This is a genomic window from Streptomyces sp. NPDC033180, from assembly GCF_055577645.1.
In genome coordinates this window covers 16184-36742 of record NZ_JBVIPU010000026.1, presented here as the reverse complement: position 1 = coordinate 36742, position 20559 = coordinate 16184, and the positions used below count along the sequence as shown (strand labels likewise).

19 protein-coding genes are annotated in these 20559 nt (G+C 69.5%); 11 read left to right on the top strand and 8 right to left on the bottom strand.

The features are described from left to right. Positions 1–68 precede the first annotated feature (68 nt). On the top strand, positions 69–1286 hold the full coding sequence (locus ACZ5WE_RS37630) for an aminotransferase-like domain-containing protein (protein ID WP_467695937.1): 1218 nt from the start codon (positions 69–71) through the stop codon (positions 1284–1286). 7 nt (positions 1287–1293) lie between these two features. Here ACZ5WE_RS37630 and argS read toward each other — a convergent pair whose 3' ends face one another. After that, the gene (argS, locus tag ACZ5WE_RS37625) at positions 1294–3063 is read right to left on the bottom strand and encodes an arginine--tRNA ligase (RefSeq protein WP_467695939.1); all 1770 of its coding nucleotides are present in this window, start codon (positions 3061–3063) and stop codon (positions 1294–1296) included. A 95-nt stretch (positions 3064–3158) separates the two neighbouring features. On the opposite strand from argS, the gene lysS reads away from it, so the two are divergent. Beyond that, on the top strand, positions 3159–4958 hold the full coding sequence (gene lysS / locus ACZ5WE_RS37620; RefSeq protein ID WP_467695941.1) for a lysine--tRNA ligase: 1800 nt from the start codon (positions 3159–3161) through the stop codon (positions 4956–4958). A gap of 963 nt (positions 4959–5921) precedes the next feature. Further along, a complete protein-coding gene (locus ACZ5WE_RS37615) occupies positions 5922–6131 on the top strand; it encodes a hypothetical protein (RefSeq protein WP_467695943.1) in 210 nt (69 codons plus the stop codon). 18 nt (positions 6132–6149) lie between these two features. Here the strand turns inward: ACZ5WE_RS37615 and ACZ5WE_RS37610 are convergent, their stop codons facing one another. The 3 genes from ACZ5WE_RS37610 to ACZ5WE_RS37600 all read right to left on the bottom strand — a co-directional run bounded on the left by ACZ5WE_RS37610 (position 6150) and on the right by ACZ5WE_RS37600 (position 9633). Further along, positions 6150–7574, bottom strand: a complete 1425-nt coding sequence (locus ACZ5WE_RS37610) for a DUF2637 domain-containing protein (protein ID WP_467695945.1) — start codon at positions 7572–7574, stop codon at positions 6150–6152. A gap of 173 nt (positions 7575–7747) precedes the next feature. Further along, positions 7748–8614 carry a DUF3558 domain-containing protein gene (locus tag ACZ5WE_RS37605; RefSeq protein ID WP_467695947.1) on the bottom strand — a complete coding sequence of 289 codons (867 nt, stop codon included), beginning with the start codon at positions 8612–8614 and terminating at the stop codon, positions 7748–7750. Between the two features lie 116 nt (positions 8615–8730). Continuing rightward, the gene (locus ACZ5WE_RS37600) at positions 8731–9633 is read right to left on the bottom strand and encodes a DUF3558 domain-containing protein (RefSeq protein ID WP_467695949.1); all 903 of its coding nucleotides are present in this window, start codon (positions 9631–9633) and stop codon (positions 8731–8733) included. Between the two features lie 182 nt (positions 9634–9815). On the opposite strand from ACZ5WE_RS37600, the gene ACZ5WE_RS37595 reads away from it, so the two are divergent. Then, the gene (locus ACZ5WE_RS37595) at positions 9816–11009 is read left to right on the top strand and encodes an RtcB family protein (RefSeq protein WP_467695951.1); all 1194 of its coding nucleotides are present in this window, start codon (positions 9816–9818) and stop codon (positions 11007–11009) included. Between the two features lie 15 nt (positions 11010–11024). On the opposite strand, the gene ACZ5WE_RS37590 is transcribed toward ACZ5WE_RS37595, so the two are convergent. Together ACZ5WE_RS37590 and ACZ5WE_RS37585 are read right to left on the bottom strand one after the other, a co-directional pair. Then, a complete protein-coding gene (locus ACZ5WE_RS37590; protein ID WP_467695952.1) occupies positions 11025–11813 on the bottom strand; it encodes an SDR family NAD(P)-dependent oxidoreductase in 789 nt (262 codons plus the stop codon). 69 nt (positions 11814–11882) lie between these two features. Further along, positions 11883–12218, bottom strand: a complete 336-nt coding sequence (locus ACZ5WE_RS37585) for a YnfA family protein (protein ID WP_160506481.1) — start codon at positions 12216–12218, stop codon at positions 11883–11885. Between the two features lie 88 nt (positions 12219–12306). On the opposite strand from ACZ5WE_RS37585, the gene ACZ5WE_RS37580 reads away from it, so the two are divergent. Then, positions 12307–12813 carry a GNAT family N-acetyltransferase gene (locus ACZ5WE_RS37580; protein WP_467695954.1) on the top strand — a complete coding sequence of 169 codons (507 nt, stop codon included), beginning with the start codon at positions 12307–12309 and terminating at the stop codon, positions 12811–12813. Positions 12814–13188: 375 nt separating this feature from the next. On the opposite strand, the gene ACZ5WE_RS37575 is transcribed toward ACZ5WE_RS37580, so the two are convergent. Continuing rightward, positions 13189–14055: a DUF6597 domain-containing transcriptional factor gene (locus ACZ5WE_RS37575; RefSeq protein ID WP_467695956.1), complete on the bottom strand. Its 867-nt coding sequence runs from the start codon at positions 14053–14055 to the stop codon at positions 13189–13191. 81 nt (positions 14056–14136) lie between these two features. On the opposite strand from ACZ5WE_RS37575, the gene ACZ5WE_RS37570 reads away from it, so the two are divergent. Then, positions 14137–14757, top strand: coding sequence for a TIGR03086 family metal-binding protein (locus tag ACZ5WE_RS37570; RefSeq protein WP_467695957.1), 621 nt, complete (start codon positions 14137–14139; stop codon positions 14755–14757). Positions 14758–14833: 76 nt separating this feature from the next. On the opposite strand, the gene ACZ5WE_RS37565 is transcribed toward ACZ5WE_RS37570, so the two are convergent. Further along, a complete protein-coding gene (locus ACZ5WE_RS37565) occupies positions 14834–15274 on the bottom strand; it encodes a hypothetical protein (protein ID WP_160510430.1) in 441 nt (146 codons plus the stop codon). A gap of 324 nt (positions 15275–15598) precedes the next feature. Between ACZ5WE_RS37565 and hemL the strand changes: the two genes are divergently transcribed. The 5 genes from hemL to ACZ5WE_RS37540 all read left to right on the top strand — a co-directional run bounded on the left by hemL (position 15599) and on the right by ACZ5WE_RS37540 (position 20557). Continuing rightward, a complete protein-coding gene (gene hemL / locus ACZ5WE_RS37560) occupies positions 15599–16936 on the top strand; it encodes a glutamate-1-semialdehyde 2,1-aminomutase (protein ID WP_467695959.1) in 1338 nt (445 codons plus the stop codon). Beyond that, a complete protein-coding gene (locus ACZ5WE_RS37555) occupies positions 16933–17616 on the top strand; it encodes a histidine phosphatase family protein (RefSeq protein ID WP_467695961.1) in 684 nt (227 codons plus the stop codon). The genes hemL and ACZ5WE_RS37555 overlap by 4 nt, the downstream gene beginning before the upstream one ends. 240 nt (positions 17617–17856) lie before the next feature. Further along, on the top strand, positions 17857–19086 hold the full coding sequence (locus tag ACZ5WE_RS37550) for a polysaccharide deacetylase family protein (protein WP_467695962.1): 1230 nt from the start codon (positions 17857–17859) through the stop codon (positions 19084–19086). Between the two features lie 66 nt (positions 19087–19152). After that, entirely contained in the window at positions 19153–19782 is a 630-nt protein-coding gene (locus tag ACZ5WE_RS37545; protein WP_467695964.1) for a TlpA family protein disulfide reductase, read from the top strand. Between the two features lie 10 nt (positions 19783–19792). Further along, complete coding sequence (locus ACZ5WE_RS37540) at positions 19793–20557, top strand: cytochrome c biogenesis CcdA family protein (protein WP_399397890.1); 765 nt, start codon at positions 19793–19795, stop codon at positions 20555–20557. Positions 20558–20559: the final 2 nt, after the last annotated feature.

The window sequence follows — 20559 nt, the reverse complement described above, 5'->3', positions numbered from 1 at the left end:
GTGTAGGCGGCACTTACGTGCCTAGGGTGCGAATCGAGCCGTCCGTCCGTGCCGAAGGAGCCGTCGCCGTGACCGTCACCGAGCCCGCCCCCACCGCCGCACCCACCCCGCCGCTCGCCGCGCGTGCCGCGTCGGTCGGGGGCTCTCCGGTACGGGACATCCTGGCCGTGACCGCGCGGCCCGAGGTCATCAACTTCGCGGGCGGGCTCCCCGCCCCCGGCCTCTTCGACAAACACGGCATCGCGGCCGCCTTCCAGGCCGTGCTCACCGAGCAGCCCGAGCGCGCGCTGCAGTACGCCACCACCGAGGGCGAACCCGTCCTGCGTGCCGCCGTCGCCGAGCGGTTCTCCGTGCGCGGGCTCGCGACCTCGGCCGACGACCTCATCGTCACCACCGGGTCGCAGCAGGCGCTGTCCCTGCTCGCCACCGCCCTCATCGAGCCCGGCGAGACCATCCTCGTCGAGAGCCCCTGCTACCTCGCCGCTCTCCAGGCCTTCGGCTTCGCGGGCGCGCATGTCGTGCCCGTGCCGTGCGACGAGGCCGGGATCGACCCGGACGCCCTCGACGAACTCGTCGCCCTCCACCGGCCCAAGCTGCTCTACACCGTGCCCACTTTCCAGAACCCCACGGGACGCACCATGCCCGCCGGGCGCCGGGCCGCGATCGCCGACGTCGCCGCGCGGCGCGGTCTGTGGATCGTCGAGGACGACCCGTACGGGGAGCTGCGCTTCGAGGGGGAGCGCGTGCCGTGGATCGCCTCGTACCCCGGCGCCGAGGACCGCACCGTACTGCTCGGCAGCTTCTCCAAGGTCATGGCACCCGGCCTGCGCCTCGGCTGGCTGCGGGCGCCCGCGGTGCTGCTGCGGGCCTGTGCCGTCGCCAAGCAGGCCGCCGACCTGCACACCCCGACCGTCAACCAGCTGGCAGCGGCACGGTACTTGGCGGACAACGACCTGGACGCGCACGTCGCGCACGTCGCGGGGGAGTACCGGCTGCACCGGGACGCCATGCTCGCGGGACTCGGGGACGCGTTGCCCGAGGGGTCCACCTGGCTCCGGCCGGAGGGGGGCATGTTCGTCTGGGCCAGGCTGCCTGACGGCTACGACACCGCCGCCCTGCTGCCGGAAGTCGTCAGGCATGACGTGGCGTATGTGCCCGGGGCGCCGTTCTATGCCGGGGAGCCGGACGTTGCCACCCTGCGGATGTGCTTTGTCACGCAGGCCCCCGACGAGATCGCCGAGGGACTGCGGAGGCTCAGGGGCGCGTTGACGGTCCCGCGCCCCTGACGGGGGCTCAGAGGCGCTCAGGTGTCCTGATGCCGAGGAGCGCCATGCCCTGGTGCAGCGTCCGGGCCGTGATGTCGCAGAGGAACAGGCGGTTCTCGACCTGCGCCGGGGTGTCCGCCTTCAGGACCGGGCACTTGTCGTAGAACGTCGTGTACAGCGACGCCAGTTGGTAGAGGTACGCCGCCAGCTTGTGCGGCGCGTACTCCCCGGCGACCTCGGCGACCGTCTCCGCGAACTGGTCGACGTGCAGACCCAACGCCCGCTCCGCGGCGGCCAGTTCGAGCTCCGGGTGGGCCTTCGGCCGCACCTCGCCCGCCTTGCGCAGGATCGACTGGATACGGGCGTACGCGTACTGGAGGTACACCGACGTGTCGCCGTTCAGGGACACCATCTGGTCCAGGTCGAACTTGTAGTCGCGCACCGCCGACGTCGACAGGTCCGCGTACTTCACCGCGCCGATGCCCACCTGGGCGCCGCGCTCGGCGATCTCCTCCTCGGAGAGGTCCTGCGCCTTCTCGCGGACGATGGCCGACGCCCGCTCGATCGCCTCGTCGAGGAGGTCGATGAGGCGTACGGTCTCGCCCTCACGCGTCTTGAACGGCTTGCCGTCCTTGCCGAGGACCGTGCCGAAGCCGAGCTGCACCGCCTTGACGTCCTCCGTCAGCCAGCCCGCCCTGCGGGCCGTCTCGAAGACCATCTTGAAGTGCAGCGACTGGCGCGCGTCCACCACGTAGAGGAGCGTGTCCGCCTTGAGGTTGAAGACGCGGTCGCGGATCGCGGAGAGGTCGGTGGCCGCGTAACCGAAGCCGCCGTCGGACTTCTGGACGATCAACGGGGACGGGTTGCCGTCAGGGCCCTTCACGTCGTCGAAGAAGACGCACAGCGCGCCGTTCGACCGGACGGCGACGCCGGACTCCTCGAGCATGCGGCAGGTCTCGGCCAGCATGTCGTTGTAGCCGGATTCGCCGACGATGTCCGCGTCCTCGATCTCCACGTCCAGCTTGTTGAAGACCGAGTAGAAGTAGACCTTCGACTCGTCCACGAACCGCTGCCAGATCGCGAGGGTCTCGGGGTCGCCCGCCTGGAGGTCCACCACCCGGCGCCGGGCCCGCGTCTTGAACTCCTCGTCGGAGTCGAAGAGCACCTTCGACTCCTTGTAGACGCGGTTGAGGCCGGACATGGCCTCCTCGCCCGCCTGCTCGGTGCCGTCGGCGGCCTGGTGGCCGAGCGCGTCCGGGTGCTCGATCAGATACTGCACGAGCATGCCGAACTGGGTGCCCCAGTCGCCGATGTGGTGGCGGCTGACCACCTTCTCGCCGGTGAACTCCAGGATCCTGACGACGGAGTTGCCGATGACCGAGTTGCGCAGGTGCCCGACGTGCATCTCCTTGGCCACGTTCGGCTGCGCCCAGTCGACGACCGTCGTGCCCGCCTGCTCGGCGTACGGCACGCCGAGGCGGTCGCCGTCGGCGGCGCGCGCGGCGAGGTTCTCGGTGATCGCCTTGTCGGTGACCGTCACGTTCAGGAAGCCGGGGCCGGAGACCTCGACGTCCTTCAGCAGGTCAGGGGCGTCGATGGCGTCCACGACCTTCGTCGCGAGCTCGCGCGGGTTCGCCTTCGCCTTCTTGGCGAGGGCCAGGATCCCGTTGGCCTGGTAGTCGGCCCGGTCGCTTCGTCGCAGCAGCGGGTCGGCGGCGCCGGCCTCCGGCAGGGCAGCCGAGAGGGCGTCCGCGAGGCGCTGGTGGACGGAGGCGGTGAGGGACGTGACCGAGGCCATGGAGTGGATGCCGTTCTCCTCGAGGTGCAGATAGACCCGGCCAGTATCCCATGCAGGGAAAAGCGGTTTTCGCGGTTGCGGGTGGAGCTGGGAGAATGACTCCGACAAGCGGTACTCACGTAGAAGAAGAGTTGAAGCAGAAAGGCGTGCCGATCGTGGCTCAGAGCACCGATACCACCGACTGGGTCTCCCGCTACGCGGACGAGGTCATCGCCGAGTCGGAGCGTCGTGCCCCGGGCAAACCGGTCGTCGTCGCCTCCGGGCTCTCGCCCTCGGGCCCCATCCACCTGGGCAATCTCCGCGAGGTCATGACCCCGCACCTGGTCGCGGACGAGATCCGGCGGCGCGGGCACGAGGTCAGGCACCTGATCTCCTGGGACGACTACGACCGGTACCGCAAGGTCCCGGACGGTGTGCCCGGCACCGACAAGACCTGGGCCCAGCACATCGGCAAGCCGCTCACGTCCGTGCCCGCCCCGGCCGGGTCCGCGTACCCGAACTGGGCCGAGCACTTCAAGGCGGCCATGACCGAGGCCCTGGGCGAGCTGGGCGTGGAGTACGACGGGATCAGCCAGACCGAGCAGTACACCTCGGGCGTCTACCGCGAGCAGATCCTGCACGCGATGAAGCACCGCGGTGACATCGACGCGATCCTCGACCAGTACCGGACCAAGAAGGCCCCCGGGAAGTCGAAGCAGTCGCAGAAGCCCGTCGACGAGGCCGAGCTTGAGGCCGCCGAGGGCTCCGGCGCCGCGAGCGAGGACGACGGCAGCGGCGGCCAGAGCGGGTACTTCCCGTACAAGCCGTACTGCGGCGCGTGCGAGAAGGACCTCACGACGGTCACGTCGTACGACGACGAGAGCACCGAGCTCAGTTACGTGTGCGCGGACTGCGGGCACACCGAGACGGTCCTGCTCAGCGAGTTCAACCGCGGCAAGCTGGTCTGGAAGGTCGACTGGCCCATGCGCTGGGCGTACGAGGGCGTCATCTTCGAGCCGAGCGGCGTGGACCACTCGTCTCCCGGGTCGTCGTTCGTGGTCGGTGGGCAGATCGTGCGCGAGATCTTCGCGGGCGTGCAGCCGATCGGCCCGATGTACGCCTTCGTCGGCATCTCGGGCATGGCGAAGATGTCGTCGTCGAAGGGCGGAGTGCCGACTCCGGCCGACGCGCTGAAGATCATGGAGGCGCCGCTGCTGCGCTGGCTGTACGCGCGCCGCAGGCCGAACCAGTCCTTCAAGATCGCCTTCGACCAGGAGATCCAGCGGCTCTACGACGAGTGGGACAAGCTGGACGCGAAGGTCGCGGACGGCTCCGTGCTGCCCGCGGACGCCGCGGCGCACTCGCGTGCGGTGCGCACGGCCGCGGGTGAGCTGCCCCGGACCCCGCGCCCGCTGCCGTACCGCACGCTCGCGTCCGTCGCGGACGTCACGGCGGGCGCCGAGGACCAGACGCTGCGCATCCTGCGGGACCTGGACCCCTCGGACCCGATCTCGTCCCTCGACGAGGCGCGGCCTCGTCTGGACCGTGCCGAGAACTGGATCACCACCCAGGTCCCGGCCGACGCCCGCACCATCGTGCGCGCGGAGCCGGACGCGGTGCTGCTCTCCTCGTTGGACGACGAGGGGCGCGAGTCGCTGCGGCTGCTCCTGGAGGGTCTCGACTCGCACTGGTCCCTCGACGGGCTCACGCACCTGGTGTACGGCGTGCCGAAGGTGCAGGCCGGGTTCTCGGCGGACGCGACGGCGAAGGAACTCCCGCCGGAGATCAAGGTCGCGCAGCGGTCCTTCTTCGCCCTCCTGTACCGCCTCCTGGTAACCCGGGAGACGGGACCGCGACTGCCCACGCTGCTGCTCGCCGTGGGTGCGGAGCGGGTGCGGAAGCTGCTGGGCGCGTAACGCTGGCCGCTGTGGCTGTACGAAAACGGGGGCGCCGCCCAGCTTCGCCTGGGCGGCGCCCCCTTCGTGTGCCGGGAGCGGGGCTTTGGGGCTGTCGGGTTGGGTTGGGTGCTGCTCTGCTTCGCGTGCCGTGTGTCAGGCTTTGGGGCTGCCGGGCTGGGTTGGGTGCTGTCCTGCTTCGCGTGCCGTGGACTGGACCGCCGCTTCGCGGCGGAATTCTCCCACCCGCCCACCCGATCACCCTGCGGTGGAGTTCCCTCCCTCCGCAGGGCCCGCAATCCCGCGGCGGAGCTTTTCCCGCCCACCCACCCGATCACCCCGTGGCGGGGTTCTCCCGCCCCACGCGTTTTCTCGCCCACCCACCCGATCACCCCGTGGCGGGGTTCTCCCGCCCCACGCGTTTTCTCGCCCACCCACCCGATCACCCTGCGGTGGAGTTCTCCCGCCCACCCGTATCCCGCGGCGGAGCTTTTCCCGCCCGCCCACCCGATCACCCCGTGGTGGAGTTCCCTCCGCCCACCCGCCCGTTATCCCGCGGGGCAATCGGGTGGGTGGGAAGGCCTGTTCGGGGACGGGAGGCTTCGGGGTGATCGGGTGGGTGGGTGGGAGACATCCGCCGCGAAGCGGCGAGCTTGTGAGGGGGCGCACGGCGGAGAACTCGTAGCGCAGCGGCGGGCGTGACAGACGCAGGTGGAGTCTTCGCCGTGCAGCGCCGTGCAGCGCCGTGCAGCGCCGTGCAGCGGCGGGCGTGACGGGCGCAGGTGGAGTCCTCGCCGTGCAGCGCCGTGCAGCGGCGGGCGTGACCGGCGCAGGTGGAGTCCTCGCCGTGCAGCGCCGTGCTGGTCGGGGCGCCGGTGGATTCCTCGTCGCGCAGCGGGGGCCGACCGGCTGCATCGTTTGGACTACCCGGAGATCGATCCCCGGCAGGACGTGCGAGGCCCAGGGGCCAGCAATTGTGGGCGTATGAAGGAAATCATCGCCCTCGTCGGATGGGTCGCCGGAATTCAAGGGGCCCTCGGCGCAGCCGGGCGCATCTTCGGGGACAACCCCTGGGGGCTCCTGCAGAAGTGGTGGGACGTGCCCACCCCCGCCTACCTCGCCCTGTTCGCCGCCGGCGCCGCCCTCGCCATCTGGGGCGAGACCGGCAAGAAGCGCGCCCGCAGCAGGGCCTGAGGCCGAGCCGAAGCCCCGCTAAGCGCTGTACTCCGAGTCCAGCTCCTCCTGGTAGCGGCCCCGGAAGTCACGCAGGTACGGGCGCAGCGTGCTCTCCGCGGGAGGGCCGCCCGCCTGGCCCGTGACGCCGTACAGGTCCATCAAGTACAGGCCGAACTGGCGGGCGTTGGGGTAGTCCCCGAGCTCGCTCACGTACTTGCGGAACGCCGCGAAGTACGCGTCGTCGCGCGAGACGTCCTCCGGGAGGCCGGACGCGTCGGGCAGCGGCTCCAGCTCCTCCACGGCCTCCACCGCCTCCGCCGCCTCCGCCGTCCCCACGGACTCCTCGCGCGGGCCCGGAATCAGACGCTGACCGCCCAGCGGGCGCGTGCGGCCAGGCCCCGCGGGTACCGGGAACGCGGGCTCGGGAGCAACCCCGGCACCGCCCTGCTCGTCGAAGTACGCCTGCTGCTGCTCCAGGTACTCCTGCTGCTCGACGTAGGCCTGCTGTTCCGCGTACGCCTGCTGGTCCGCGTACCACTGGTCGTGCGGCTCTTCAGGCACGTACGACGGCTGCTGAGCGGCGAACCACGGGCTCACGTGCGCACCCTGGGCCTCCGGCTCCGACTCCGGCTCCTGCTGGTCCTGCTGGGGCTGAGGACGCGACTCGGGCTGAGGCCCGGGCTGGGGCTCGGCCGCCAGCTGCGGCGCGGCCGCCGACGGCTTGGTCAGCTCCGGGCGCTGCTGCACCTCCGGCGCCGGCGGAAGCAGCGCGGGCTCGATACCCGCCGCCGCCAGACCTGCGGGAGCCGTCTCCGCCAGCGGCACACCGAACCGCGCGAGCCGCAGCGGCATCAGCGACTCCACCGGCGCCTTGCGCCGCCAGGAGCGGCCGAAACGGGCCTGCAGACGGGCCTGGTAGATGAGCCGGTCCTGCTCCAGCTTGATGACCTGCTCGTACGAACGCAGCTCCCACAGCTTCATCCGCCGCCACAGCTTGAACGTCGGCACGGGCGACAGGAGCCAGCGCGTGAGACGTACGCCCTCCATGTGCTTGTCGGCCGTGATGTCCGCGATCCGGCCCACCGCGTGCCGCGCCGCTTCGACGGCGACCACGAACAGGATCGGGATGACGGCGTGCATGCCCACGCCCAGCGGGTCCGGCCAGGCCGCGGCGCCGTTGAAGGCGATCGTCGCCGCCGTCAGGAGCCACGCCGTCTGACGCAGCAGGGGAAACGGGATGCGGATCCACGTCAACAGAAGGTCCAACGCCAGCAGGACGCAGATGCCCGCGTCGATGCCGATCGGGAAGACCACCGAGAAGCTGCCGAAGCCCTTCTTCTCGGCCAGCTCGCGCACGGCCGCGTACGACCCCGCGAAACCGATGCCGGCGATGACGACCGCACCGGCGACGACCACGCCGATGAGTATTCGGTGCGTGCGTGTCAGCTGCATCGCGGCCACCCGCGAACCCCTCCCTGTTCGGTTTGTTGCGAGCGACAGCCTGGCACACGCATGCGGAAGACGGTGTGCCGGTACGGCAGGAGCCCGGCCGCCACCGGGCCGGGCTCCACAACTTCCGTGCAGTCGCCGCGAGTTGCGCGCGGAACGCGCACGCGGGCGCTACGCGCCCTGCGTCAGCTCTTGGGCTTGGAGCTGGACTTGGACTTCGACTTGGAATCGCCCTTGGGGCTGGAGGACTCCTTGGACTCCTTGGACTCCTTGGACTCCTTGGAGTCCTTCGAGCCGCCGTCCGTTGCGCCACCCGCCTTGTTCGCGGAGACAACCGCCTCCGCGGCCTCCTTCGCGGCCTTCTCGGCGTCCTTGGACAGATCCTTCGAGCTCGGCGCCTTGTCACCCGCAAGACCCGCGCCGTTGTAGTCGATCGTGACGACCGCGTTCTCCACACGCGTCACGACCGTCTGCTGCTTGAAGTTCTCCTTGTCCTTCTTCAGGTCGTAGTGCACGACCGTCGTCTGATCGCCGAGGCCCGGCACCGGCTCCGTCTTGACGCTCTTCGCGCCCTCCGTCGCCTGCGCGTCCGCGACCTGCTTCGCGAAGCTGCTCTGCGCGCGCTTGGCGCCACTGCCGAGCGACGCGTCCGAGTCGAAACGCATCAGCGACACGCGCAGCCAGCGGAACTGCGAGCCGTCGACGCCGTTGTTCTCCAGGCTGTCCCAGGAGCAGGTGCCACGCGCCGACGTGTCATCGGACGTGCCCGCCTTGCCCGACTTGTCCTTCGCCTTCGGGACGAGATCGCCGAGCGTCTTCTTCGACAGGACCTCGCAGGGCTCGGGCAGCTTGGCGAACGCCGCCTTCTCCACACTCGCGGCCTTGTCCTTGTCCTTGCCCGAAGCCGAGGCGGAAGCCTTCGAGCCCGAGTCCTTCTTCCCCTCGTCCGAACCCGAGCCGGAGTCGGAGGAGCAGCCGGAGGCAATGAGGATCACCGGTACGGCGGCTGCGCAGGTGAGTATGCGGGTGAGTCGCTGTGCTGGTCGGTGCATGGTTCCTTCACTCAAGTCACTCAAGACGGCTGTCGTCGGTTCGATGGGCCACGGTACGCCGTGCCCGACGCGAACGACTCCGCTTCCAGAGAGCCGGGCACCTGTCCGAACCGCCGCTACTCGTCGAACCTGTCGGCCAGCATTCCGGCCAGTTCCTGCGCCTTGTCCTGCATTTCCTTGCTGTCCGGGGTCTCCGTACGACGCCCCGGCTGCTCGTCGTACTCGACGGTCACGATGACATTCGACGTGCGGAACACCACAGTCACCGTGCGGTGCCGGGTCGCGGACGCGGCCGTCGTGAGCGCGTCGTCGAGGAAGGCCTCGTCACCCAGGTCGTCGAGGGTGCGAGGCTCCAGGCCGGGCGGCGTGACGGTCTCTTCCGGGTCGCCGCTGGAGGCACTGTCACTCGCGTCACCCCCACCTTCACCCCCACCTTCATCCTCACCGTCACCCTTGTCCTTGCCCTTGTCGGATTCGTCCCCACCCGACCCGGCACTGTCGGACGGCTCGGGGTCCGCCCCCTCCTCGTCCCCGCTCCCGCCATCGGCGGAGGACGGGGTGCCGGAGGGCTCGGGCAGATCCGCCTTCCGCACCTTCGACGAGTAGACCTCCGTGGCACGGGTGTCATCGCTCACGGCGCTGTCGTACGAGACGACGCGCTCGAAGTCGACGAGCAGGTGGTGGGTGGCCTCCGAGGACTCCACCTTCCAGCGGCAGCCCACACGCCGGTCGGTGTCATACGTGACCGTGGGCACACCCTCGTACGCCTTCTCCCGCTGCTCCCCGTCCGGGGTCTCCCTGATGCCGGGCAGCATCGAGTCGAGCGTGTCGGTGTCGACCTCGCCGCAGGGCTCGGGGAGCGTGCGGTACTTGCCGGGCTCGGCGGCCGCGGTCGTCCCGCCGGTGTCGCCGGGCTTCGAGTCGTCCGGCTCCCCGCCGAGCGAGCCTCCGCCCGTGCAGCCGGCGAGCAGCGCTGCGATGAGAGCTGCGACGCCTGGTACGTAGGCCTTCCGCTGCACCGTATGGGCTCCTTCTCGCCGGGGATATTGGGTTGCCGCTGGTGGGCGACCGGTGGACACAATGTGTATCGCACGCAATGCCGTGGACGCCGGTCCGTGATCCCTTTCGTTGACCTTGGCTCCGGTATTTGCGCTTCACGACTTTCAACACGTTGATGCAACTACGGGGGAATGAGGACGTTATGTCGTACGTGGAGGTTCCGGGGGCAAAGGTACCGATCCGGATGTGGACGGACCCGGCCTCGGTGGAGGACGTCGCACTCCAGCAGCTCCAGAACGTGGCGACGCTGCCCTGGATCAAGGGTCTGGCCGTCATGCCGGACGTGCACTACGGCAAGGGCGCGACGGTCGGCTCGGTGATCGCCATGCAGGGTGCGGTGTGCCCCGCGGCGGTGGGCGTCGACATCGGCTGCGGAATGTCCGCGGTCAAGACCTCTCTGACGGCCAATGACCTGCCGGGGGATCTGTCACGGCTGCGGTCGAAGATCGAGCAGGCGATTCCGGTGGGCCGTGGGATGCATGCGGAGGTGGTGGATCCGGGGAGGTTGCACGGGTTCGGCACGTCCGCGTGGGAGGGCTTCTGGACGCGCTTCGACGGAGTCGCCGATGCGGTCAAATTCCGTCAGGAGCGGGCGACTAAGCAGATGGGAACGCTCGGAAGCGGAAACCACTTCATCGAATTCTGTCTGGATGAGTCGGGTTCGGTCTGGTTGATGCTGCACTCCGGCTCCCGCAACATCGGCAAGGAGCTGGCCGACCATCACATCGGGGTAGCTCAGAAGCTGCCGCACAATCAGGGCTTGGTCGACCGCGACCTCGCGGTCTTCGTCTCGGAGACCCCGCAGATGGCCGCGTACCGGAACGACCTCTTCTGGGCGCAGGAGTACGCGAAGTACAACCGCTCGATCATGATGGGTCTCTTCCAGGACGTGGTCCGCAAGGAGTTCAAGAAGGCGAAGGTGACCTTCGAGCCGGTGATCTCCTGCCACCACAACTACGTCAGCGAAGAGCGGTACGAGGGGATGGACCTGCTGGTCACGCGGAAGGGCGCGATCCGTGCGGGCAGCGGCGACTTCGGGATCATCCCCGGTTCGATGGGCACCGGTTCGTACATCGTGAAGGGCCTTGGGAACGAGGCGTCCTTCAATTCGGCCTCGCACGGCGCGGGCCGGCGTATGAGCCGCAACGCGGCCAAGAAGCGCTTCTCGATGCAGGATCTGGAGGAACAGACGCGGGGCGTCGAGTGCCGCAAGGATTCGGGTGTCGTGGACGAGATCCCCGGCGCGTACAAGCCGATCGAGAAGGTCATGGAACAGCAGCGCGACCTGGTCCAGGTCGTGGCCAAGCTCAAGCAGGTCATCTGCGTGAAGGGCTGAACCGCTGCCTCTGCCCTACAGCTCCCGGTGGATCTTCGTGTTGGAGGCCTGGGCGCGGGGGCGGACCACCAACAGGTCGATGTTCACGTGGGGTGGGCGGGTTACCGCCCAGGTGATCGTGTCCGCTACGTCGTCGGCCGTGAGGGGGGCCGCCACCCCTGCGTAGACCTTCGCGGCCTTCTCCGTGTCGCCGCCGAAGCGGGTCGTGGCGAACTCCTCCGTCTTGACCATGCCGGGGGCGACCTCGATGACGCGGACCGGGGTGCCGACGATCTCCAGGCGGAGGGTCTCGGCGAGGACGTGCTCGGCGTGCTTCGCGGCCACGTAGCCGCCGCCGCCCTCGTACGTGCCGTGGCCGGCGGTGGAGGAGAGGACGACGATCGTGCCGTCGCCGCTCGCGGTGAGCGCGGGGAGCAGGGCCTGGGTGATGTTCAGGGTGCCGATGACGTTCGTCTCGTACATCTGGCGCCAGTCGGCGGGGTCACCAGTGGCGATGGTGTCGGCGCCGAGCGCGCCGCCGGCGTTGTTGACGAGGACCGCGACCTTGCGGAAGGCGGTGGCGAACTCGTCCACGGCGGTGCGGTCGGTGATGTCGAGTGCGTACGCCATCGCGTCGTGGCCCGCGGCCGTGATCTCGGCGGCGAGGGCTTCGATGCGGTCCTTGCGGCGGGCGGTGAGGACGACGCGGTAGCCGGCGGCCGCGAGTCCGCGCGCGGTGGCGGCGCCGATGCCGCTGCTCGCGCCGGTGACGATCGCGATGCGGGTGGCGGCGGGCGCTGCGGGCGCTGCGTTCGCGGCGGTCATGGCTGCTCCTTGGGCGTACGTACGTTCTGTCCTGTCCCTGGCCAAGGATAGGCGGGGACGTCGGCGCCCTCAGCGGCCTCGTGGTGCGTACATGATCACCGCCATGCCCGCGAGGCAGATCAGCGCCCCGGTCACATCCCAGCGGTCGGGCCGGTAGCCGTCGGCGACCATGCCCCAGGCGATGGATCCCGCGACGAAGACGCCGCCGTACGCGGCGAGGATGCGGCCGAACTCGGCGTCGGGCTGGAGCGTGGCGACGAAGCCGTAGACGCCGAGTGCGATGACGCCCGCGCCGATCCACGCCCACCCTTTGTGTTCGCGCACTCCTTGCCAGACGAGCCAGGCGCCGCCGATCTCGAAGAGTGCGGCGAGGGCGAAGAGGGCGGCGGAGCGGGCGATGAGCATGGGGAGATCGTGGCATGAGGGGTGCCCGGAGGCTTTGAGCGTGCTTCGCCGGAGCCTGTTGTCAGACCCTCCCCCTACCGTGGCCGGTATGGAGAGATCGCCGTTGTCAGAGCCGTGCTTGGTTCCCTGGTCCGAGGGTGACTTCGCGTTGTTGGTCGCCTGCAACTCCGCTGGGATGACCGCGCATTTGGGCGGCCCCGAGACGCGTGAGCAGTTGGTGTCCCGGCATCGGCGTTACCTCGCGCTGGAGCGGGGTCAGATGTTCCGGATCGCTCTCGATGGTGACGTAGTCGGTTCGATCGGGTACTGGGAGACGTCCTGGCAGGGGGAGTCCGCTTGGGAGACGGGGTGGAGCGTGTTGCCCGGGTTCCAGGGGCGGGGCATCGCCGCGACGGCCGCGAGGCTGGTCGTCGAGGAGGCGCGGGCCGCTGGCCGGCACCCACGGCTGCACGCGTTTCCCGCCGCGGACCATGCGGCTTCCAACGGGGTGTGCCGGAAGGCAGGGTTCACGATGCGGGGCGAGCACGACTTCGAGTACCCGAAGGGGCACTGGATGCGCTGCAACGACTGGAGCGTGGACCTGACCGGCTGCTGAGGCGGTGACGCGGTGGCGCGGTGCCCCGCTGCCGCGCCGGAGCGTCGTAGGCCGGACGCCCGAGCACCGCAACGCCGAAGGGCCGCAACGCCGAAGAGCCGGCCCGCCCGAGCACCGCAACGCCGAAGGGCCGCAACGCCGAAGAGCCGGCCCGCCCGAGCACCGCAACGCCGAAGGGCCGAAACGCCGAAGGGCCGCAACGCCGAAGGGTCGGAACGCCCGAGCACCGCAACGCCGAAGGGCCGGCCCGCCCGAGCACCGCAACGCCGAAGGGCCGCAACGCCGAAGGGTCGGAACGCCGAAGGGCCGAAACGCCGAAGGGTCGGAACGCCCGAGCACCGAAGCGACCGAGCGCCGAAAGGCTGAAACGCTGAATCACCGCGGCGGTGCGTATGCCGTCGGCGGTACGCCCACCGTCGCCGTGAAGTCCCTGATCAGGTGGGCCTGGTCGGCGTAGCCGAGTGTGGCGGCCATGTCCGCCCAGTCCACCTCCTCGTCCGTTTCCGCGTGCTCCAGCGCCTCATGGATCCGGTGGCGCAGAATCAGCCACTTCGGGCCGACCCCCACGTACGCCGAGAAGAGCCGCTGCAGCGCCCGCACGGACATGCCCTCCGCCCGTGCGAACGTGCTGACCCGGCGGATTCCGCGGTCCGCGCGGATGCGTTCGGCCAGGGCCATGGCGAGGTCCGCCTGCGGGTCGGGTGTGGGGCCGAGGCTCAGCAGGAAGGCGTCGAGGCTCGCCACGCGCGCCTGCTCGTCCTCCGGAGTCAGGACCGCGTCCAGCGCGCCATCGGGGACCTCCCCGAAGACCTCCTGCAGCGGCAGCAGCCGTCGCCCCGTCCACGCGGACACCGGCGCCGACGGTGCGAACGGCCGGAAGCCGCCGGGCCGGAACTTCACCCCGCACACCCGCCCCCGCCCCTCCAGCTTCTGCGTGAAGAGGTCGAGCCCGATGCCCGCGACCTCGGCGAAGGGCTCCTGGCCGGGGAGGCTTTGGAAGACGACGTTCACGGAAGGGTGCGGCACGATGTGCGAGGCGTACGGCTCGGCCAGGTCCCAGTCGATCAGCCAGTACTGCTCCACGTAGGAACGAAGTAGGGCCGAGCCCGCTGCGACGCGGCGGAAATGTACGCGGGCGAAGAGCCCGGCCGCATCGACGATGCCGCGTGTGTCGGTCCGCGGCCCCTGAAGCGGCCCTGGTGGTGGCCCCGGGGGTGGCCCGGAAGTGGAAGCGTCGGCCATGGCTGGATCGTATGCCGGGGCCTCGCGCCCGTGTCGCGTTTCTTCAAGCCACGGGTGTGGTCGCCGCCTTAGCGTCACGTCATGAGTGAGAACAGCATCGTGAGTGAGAACGGCATCGTGACCGGGAACGGCATTGCCGACCTCCTGAAGGCGGCCACCGCCCACGCCGTCCCCGTGGTCCGCGCGATCCCCGACGACCGCCTCGCCGACCCCACCCCCTGCGCCGAGTACGACGTAAAGGCCCTGGTCAACCACCTCCTCCAGGTGATCGTCCAGTTCCAGGCGCTGGCGGCTAAGCAGGACTCCGACTTCAGTGAGTCCCCGGACTACGTCACCGAGAGCCCCGACTGGCGCGAGCGCTTCGCCGACGAGGCGGGGAGGCTGGCCGCCGCCTGGGCCGCGCCCGGCGCCGACGAAGGCACCACGGGGGCCATGGACATGCCCGCGCAGACGGTCGGCCGCATGGCGTTGCTCGACCTGACGGTGCACGCCTGGGACCTGGCTCGCGCCACGGGGCAGGAGTACGAGCCCGCCCCGGAGAGCAGCGGCGTCGTCGCCGCGCTGCGGGAAACGGTGGCGGGGCTGGGCCCGACGGCCCGGAAGATGGGCGTCTTCGGGGAGCCGCTGCCGGTGCCGGAAGGAGCCTCCGAGCTGGAGCGGCTCCTGACCGAGACGGGCCGGGACCCCCGCTGGACTCCGTAGCCCTGAGGGCCGGCCCACGGATGGCTGTTGTGGCTTGGCGGCCGACCGTCGCCGACGGGTGGGCGGCGAGCTCGGCTCAGGGCCACACCAGGCAGTAAGCCTGATGCCCCGCGTCATGCAGCCGGTGGCTGAAGTCCTGCCATTCGTGCAGGAGTTGGTAGACGTTGAAGGCGTCGCGCGGGCCGCCGCGGTCGGGGACCGTGGACCAGATGAACGCCGCGGCGCCGACCGACTCCTCGCCGACGCCGCGCAGCGGGTCGACGACCGTCATGGGGAGCTTCACCACGGCGTAGTCGGGGTGCAGGACGACCAGTTCGAGCGGGGGCACCTTGTGCAGGGGTATGCCCTCGATGCCGGTCAGGACCATCGCGGCCACCGTCTCCGGCTTGATCTTCGTGAACATGCCGCCCATGCCGAGCTCGTCACCGCCGAGCTCTTCGGGGCGCATCGAGATGGGCACGCGGGCGGCGGTCGCGCCGTCCGGGGCTCCGAAGTACTTGTACGTCACCCCGCCCACCCGGCCACTCCTGCTTCCCGCCCGGTCCTGCTCCGTCTCGCCGTCCCGTGCCAGGGCCTTCGCCTCGGCCGCTTCCGCCTCGCGCCGGTGCTTGCCGATCCGCCGGGCACGCCGCGGACCCAGGTCGTCGGTCCCCTCGCCCAGTCCGCCACCGCGATGCATATCTCCACCCGACTGCTTTTCCAGGGCGCCCGCCCCTGCTTTTCTAGGCCTCACGGCCCCCGCCGCGCAACCCGATCATCGTGTCAGTGACCTCCCCCACGGTCACCGGCTAAAACGTGGAGTGAAACACCTGTCCGCAGGATGTCCGAAGCCTCTGACACCATGGTTCATGTGAGCTTCCCGTATAGCGCCCCAGTTTCGCAGACTCTTTTCGACCGTGCGGCGGCCGTGACGCCCGGCGGTGTGAACTCTCCCGTGCGCGCTTTCCGCGCTGTGGGCGGTACGCCCCGCTTCATGGTGTCCGGTACCGGTCCGTACCTGACGGACGCCGACGGCCGTGAGTACGTCGACCTCGTCTGCTCGTGGGGGCCGATGATCCTCGGCCACTCCCACCCCGATGTGATCGCCGCCGTCCAGGAGGCCGTCGCGCGCGGCACGTCCTTCGGTACGCCCGGCGAGGGCGAGGTCGCGCTCGCCGAGGAGATCGTCGCGCGTATCGCGCCCGTCGAGCAGGTGCGGCTCGTGTCCAGCGGCACCGAGGCGACGATGTCCGCGATCCGCCTCGCGCGCGGGTTCACCGGCCGCGCCAAGATCATCAAGTTCGCAGGGTGCTACCACGGCCACGTGGACGCGCTGCTCGCCGCGGCAGGATCCGGCCTGGCCACCTTCGGCCTCCCGGACACCCCGGGCGTCACCGGCGCCCAGGCGGGCGACACCATCGTCGTCCCCTACAACGACCTGGATGCCGTGCGTGCCGCGTTCGCCGCGAACGCCGGTGAGATCGCCTGCGTCATCACGGAGGCGTCGCCGGGCAACATGGGCGTCGTACCGCCGGGTGAGGGCTTCAACCAGGGTCTTGCCGACCTGTGCCGGGAGAACGGCGCGCTGTACATCTCGGACGAGGTGATGACCGGCTTCCGTACGTCGAAGGCGGGCTGGTTCGGCGTCGACGGGGTGCGTCCCGATCTGATGACCTTCGGCAAGGTCATGGGCGGCGGCTTCCCGGCCGCCGCTTTCGGTGGCCGGGCCGATGTCATGGAGCATCTCGCCCCGGTCGGTCCCGTCTACCAGGCGGGCACCCTGTCGGGGAACCCGATCGCTACGGCCGCGGGCCTCGCGCAGCTGCGGCTGCTCGACGATGTCGCGTACGACAAGGTCGATGTCGTCTCGGGACAGTTGCGCGGCCTCGTCACCGACGCGCTCTCCAAGGAGGGTGTCGCGCACCGGCTGCAGAACGCGTCGAACATGTTCTCCGTCTTCTTCACCGAGCGTGAGGTGCGGAACTACGACGACGCGAAGACCCAGGAGTCGTTCCGCTTCACCGCGTTCTTCCACTCGATGCTGTCGCAGGGCGTGTATCTCCCGCCGTCGGCCTTCGAGTCCTGGTTCGTTTCCACCGCCCATGACGAGCGGGCGATCGAGAAGATCGCCGCGGCCCTGCCTTCGGCGGCGCGCGCGGCTGCCGAAGCCACTGACCCCACCACGGAGGCCACCGCATGAACGCGGGCAGCGAGATCACTGTCGTCCACGTGATGCGCCACGGGGAGGTGGAGAACCCGGACGGGATCCTTTACGGGCGCCTGCCCGACTACCACCTCTCCGAGCTGGGGCGGCAGATGGCCGACCGGGTCGCCGAGCATCTCGCCCCGCGTGACATCACGCATGTCGTGGCCTCGCCGCTGGACCGTGCACAGGAGACGGCGACGCCGATCGCCAAGGCGCAGGGACTGGATCTGGCGACGGACGGGCGGCTCATCGAGGCGGGCAACGTCTTCGAGGGCAAGACGTTCGGTGTCGGCGACGGCGCGCTGAAGAACCCGGAGAACTGGAAGCATCTGGTCAACCCCTTCAAGCCGTCCTGGGGCGAGCCGTATGTGGAGCAGGTCGTGCGGATGATGGGCGCCCTGGACGCGGCGCGGGACGCCGCCCGCGGGCATGAAGCGGTGTGCGTCAGCCATCAGTTGCCGATCTGGATCGTGCGGAGCTTCGTGGAGAAGCGGCGCCTGTGGCACGACCCGCGCAAGCGGCAGTGCACGCTCGCCTCGCTGACGTCGTTCACGTACCGCGGCGACAAGATCGTCTCCGTGGGGTACTCGGAGCCCGCGCGGGATCTCGTTCCCGTACATCTCCTCGCGGGCGCCAAGCCGGTGAAGGGGAAGACGAAGGCGTTCGGCGCATAAGCGCTCCGCTGGTATTGCCGTCGATCGTCTGCGGCGTCGTCGTGGCTGGGCGCGCAGTTCCCCGCGCCCCTTCGGGGCGCCCACGCCAGGTAATCGACTCGCGACTGTATGTCCGTTCTCGGTAAAAGCCATTCAATATGTGCTTGTTGTCGGAACCCCATTGTTCGTCGCGCCCTCTAACGGGGCGTCCCTCACGCATGGATGCGTGCAGGGCTGCAGGGCGCGACGAATGGGGATGGAATGCGCGACATCAGTCGCAGGGGAATACTCGGCCTCGGAGTGGGGACCGCGGCCGCTTTGGGACTCGCCGGCTGCGGCACGGGCGGCGACAGTCATCCGGCCGGTTCCGCGGGGCGGGCGAAGGACGGCCAGGGCGGGGACAAGCACCCGGCGAAGCCGATCGGTGACGGCTCGACCTCGTACACGGGCAAGCAGCCGCACCAGCCGGGCAAGCCCGCCCCCCTGCAGCCGGGTGAGACGCCCCCGCAGTTCGTGATCTTCTCCTGGGACGGTGCGGGCGAGGTCGGCAACGGTCTCTTCCCGCGTTTCCTGAAGCTGGCCGAGGACCACGAAGCGCACATGACGTTCTTCCTCTCGGGGCTGTACCTCCTGCCCGAGTCGAAGAAGCGGCTCTACAAGCCGCCGAACAACGCGGTCGGCGCCTCCGATATCGGATATCTCACCGACGGTCACATCAAGGAGACGCTGAAGTACGTCCGGCAGGCCTGGCTCGAAGGCCATGAGATCGGCACGCACTTCAACGGGCACTTCTGCGCCGGCACCGGAAGCGTCGCCAACTGGACGCCCGCGCAATGGCAGAGCGAAATCGACCAGGCCACTTCCTTCGTCAAGGAATGGCGTACGAATACCGGCTGGAGCGACCTGCCGTCGCTGCCTTTCGACTACGACAAGGAACTCGTCGGCGGCCGTACGCCCTGCCTCCTCGGCCAGGAGAACCTGCTGCCGACGGCGAAGAAGCTCGGCTGGCGGTACGACGCCTCGTCGCCCGGTGGCCGTCAGCGCTGGCCCCAGAAGAAGAGGGGCGTCTGGGATCTGCCGCTGCAGGCGATGCCGTTCCCCGGGCACTCCTTCGAGGTCCTGTCCATGGACTACAACATCCTGGCCAACCAGTCGAACAACTCCACGAAGGCGCCGCCGGCCAACTACCCGGGCTGGCGCAAGCAGGCCACCGAGTCCTACATCGCCGGATTCAAGCGGGCCTACGAGACCAACCGCGCGCCGTTCTTCATCGGCAACCACTTCGAGGAGTGGAACGGCGGCATCTACATGGACGCCGTCGAGGAAGCCCTGAAGCACATCGCGGGGAAGAAGGACGTACGCCTGGTCTCCTTCCGGCAGTTCGTCGACTGGCTCGACGTCCAGGACCCGAAGGTGCTCGCGGAGCTGCAGGGCCTCGAGGTCGGCCAGGAACCCACCGGCGGCTGGAAGGGACTCGGAAAGGCCGTCTGAAATGGGACTTTCCGCAACCTCGGGGGGTGCGGAAGATCCCCGAAACAGACATGCGAAACTTTTCACATGAGTGCCGCCTGCCGCGCCCCCCACAGCACGAACCGCAGCCGTAGCCGCAGCCGCGCCGCCCTTCTGGGCGCTGGGGCCGCGGTCGCCGCGCTGACCCTGTCGGCGTGCGGCTCCGGCGGCGCGTCGGGCGGCTCGGGGAACACCAACTTCATCACCGGGACCGACGGCATCGCCACCGTCGACAAGGGCGACCGCAAGGACGGGCCCGACATCGACGGCAAGACCCTCGAAGGCAAGGACCTCAGCCTCGACGACTACAAGGGCAAGGTCGTCGTCCTCAACGTCTGGGGCTCCTGGTGCCCGCCCTGCCGGGCCGAGGCGCCGAACTTCGTGAAGGTGGCGAACGACACCAAGGGCAAGGGTGTGCAGTTCGTCGGGATCAACACCCGCGACACGGACAAGGGCCCGGCCCTGGCCTTCGAGAAGGACAAGAAGGTCCCCTACCCGAGCCTGCACGATCCGATGGGCAAGCTGATGCTGCGCTTCCCCAAGGGCACGCTGAACCCGAACTACATCCCGTCCACGATCGTCCTCGACCGGGACGGGAAGGTCGCGGCCCGCTCGCAGCAGCCACTGAACGAGACGAAGCTGCGCAAGATGATCGACCCGCTGATCGCGGAGAAGTGATTTCCCCGTGATGTCCACTCTCGCCGCCGTCGGCGAACCGAACCAGACCGTCATGAACGGGGCGCTTCTCATCGCGCTCCCCGTCGCCCTGCTCGGCGGACTCGTCTCCTTCTTCTCCCCGTGCGTGCTGCCGCTCGTGCCGGGCTATCTGTCGTACGTCACCGGGGTCGGCGGCACGGATCTCGCGGAGGCCAAGCGGGGGCGGATGGCCGCGGGGGCCGGGCTCTTCGTGCTCGGCTTCACCGCCGTCTTCGTCTCCACCGGCGCCCTCTTCGGCTACGCCGGGCAGAATCTGCAGGACTATCAGAGCGTCATCACCAGGGTGCTCGGCGCGCTGATGATCGTCCTCGGCATCTTCTTCATGGGGCTCATGCCCTGGCTGTCGCAGCGGGAGTTCCGCTTCCACAAGAAGCCGGCCGCCGGGCTCGCGGGCGCTCCCGTCCTTGGCGCGCTGTTCGCCGTCGGGTGGGCGCCCTGCGTCGGGCCGACGCTCACGTCCGTCAACACTCTGGCCCTGGACCAGGCGAGCGCGGGGCGCGGGGCCATACTGAGCGTCGCGTACTGCCTGGGGCTCGGTGTTCCGTTCATCCTCGCGGCGATCGCCTTCCGCAAGGCGCTCGGCGCGTTCAGCTGGGTCAAGAAGCATTACGTCTGGGTGATGCGCATCGGCGGCATCATGATGATCGCGACCGGACTGCTGCTTGTCACCGGCGTCTGGGACAGCATCGTGCAGCAGATGCAGGTCTGGTCCAACGGCTACACGGTGGGGATCTGATC

What these genes read in the sequence shown, in the direction of transcription:
- argS (WP_467695939.1), bottom strand. Translation starts at nt 3,063, where the DNA reads ATGGCCTCGGTCACGTCCCTCACCGCCTCCGTCCACCAGCGCCTCGCG.
- lysS (WP_467695941.1), top strand. Translation starts at nt 3,159, where the DNA reads ATGACTCCGACAAGCGGTACTCACGTAGAAGAAGAGTTGAAGCAGAAA.
- ACZ5WE_RS37615 (WP_467695943.1), top strand. Translation starts at nt 5,922, where the DNA reads ATGAAGGAAATCATCGCCCTCGTCGGATGGGTCGCCGGAATTCAAGGG.
- ACZ5WE_RS37605 (WP_467695947.1), bottom strand. Translation starts at nt 8,614, where the DNA reads ATGCACCGACCAGCACAGCGACTCACCCGCATACTCACCTGCGCAGCC.
- ACZ5WE_RS37595 (WP_467695951.1), top strand. Translation starts at nt 9,816, where the DNA reads ATGTCGTACGTGGAGGTTCCGGGGGCAAAGGTACCGATCCGGATGTGG.
- ACZ5WE_RS37590 (WP_467695952.1), bottom strand. Translation starts at nt 11,813, where the DNA reads ATGACCGCCGCGAACGCAGCGCCCGCAGCGCCCGCCGCCACCCGCATC.
- ACZ5WE_RS37585 (WP_160506481.1), bottom strand. Translation starts at nt 12,218, where the DNA reads ATGCTCATCGCCCGCTCCGCCGCCCTCTTCGCCCTCGCCGCACTCTTC.
- ACZ5WE_RS37580 (WP_467695954.1), top strand. Translation starts at nt 12,307, where the DNA reads ATGGAGAGATCGCCGTTGTCAGAGCCGTGCTTGGTTCCCTGGTCCGAG.
- ACZ5WE_RS37575 (WP_467695956.1), bottom strand. Translation starts at nt 14,055, where the DNA reads ATGGCCGACGCTTCCACTTCCGGGCCACCCCCGGGGCCACCACCAGGG.
- ACZ5WE_RS37570 (WP_467695957.1), top strand. Translation starts at nt 14,137, where the DNA reads ATGAGTGAGAACAGCATCGTGAGTGAGAACGGCATCGTGACCGGGAAC.
- hemL (WP_467695959.1), top strand. Translation starts at nt 15,599, where the DNA reads ATGGTTCATGTGAGCTTCCCGTATAGCGCCCCAGTTTCGCAGACTCTT.
- ACZ5WE_RS37555 (WP_467695961.1), top strand. Translation starts at nt 16,933, where the DNA reads ATGAACGCGGGCAGCGAGATCACTGTCGTCCACGTGATGCGCCACGGG.
- ACZ5WE_RS37550 (WP_467695962.1), top strand. Translation starts at nt 17,857, where the DNA reads ATGCGCGACATCAGTCGCAGGGGAATACTCGGCCTCGGAGTGGGGACC.
- ACZ5WE_RS37545 (WP_467695964.1), top strand. Translation starts at nt 19,153, where the DNA reads ATGAGTGCCGCCTGCCGCGCCCCCCACAGCACGAACCGCAGCCGTAGC.
- ACZ5WE_RS37540 (WP_399397890.1), top strand. Translation starts at nt 19,793, where the DNA reads ATGTCCACTCTCGCCGCCGTCGGCGAACCGAACCAGACCGTCATGAAC.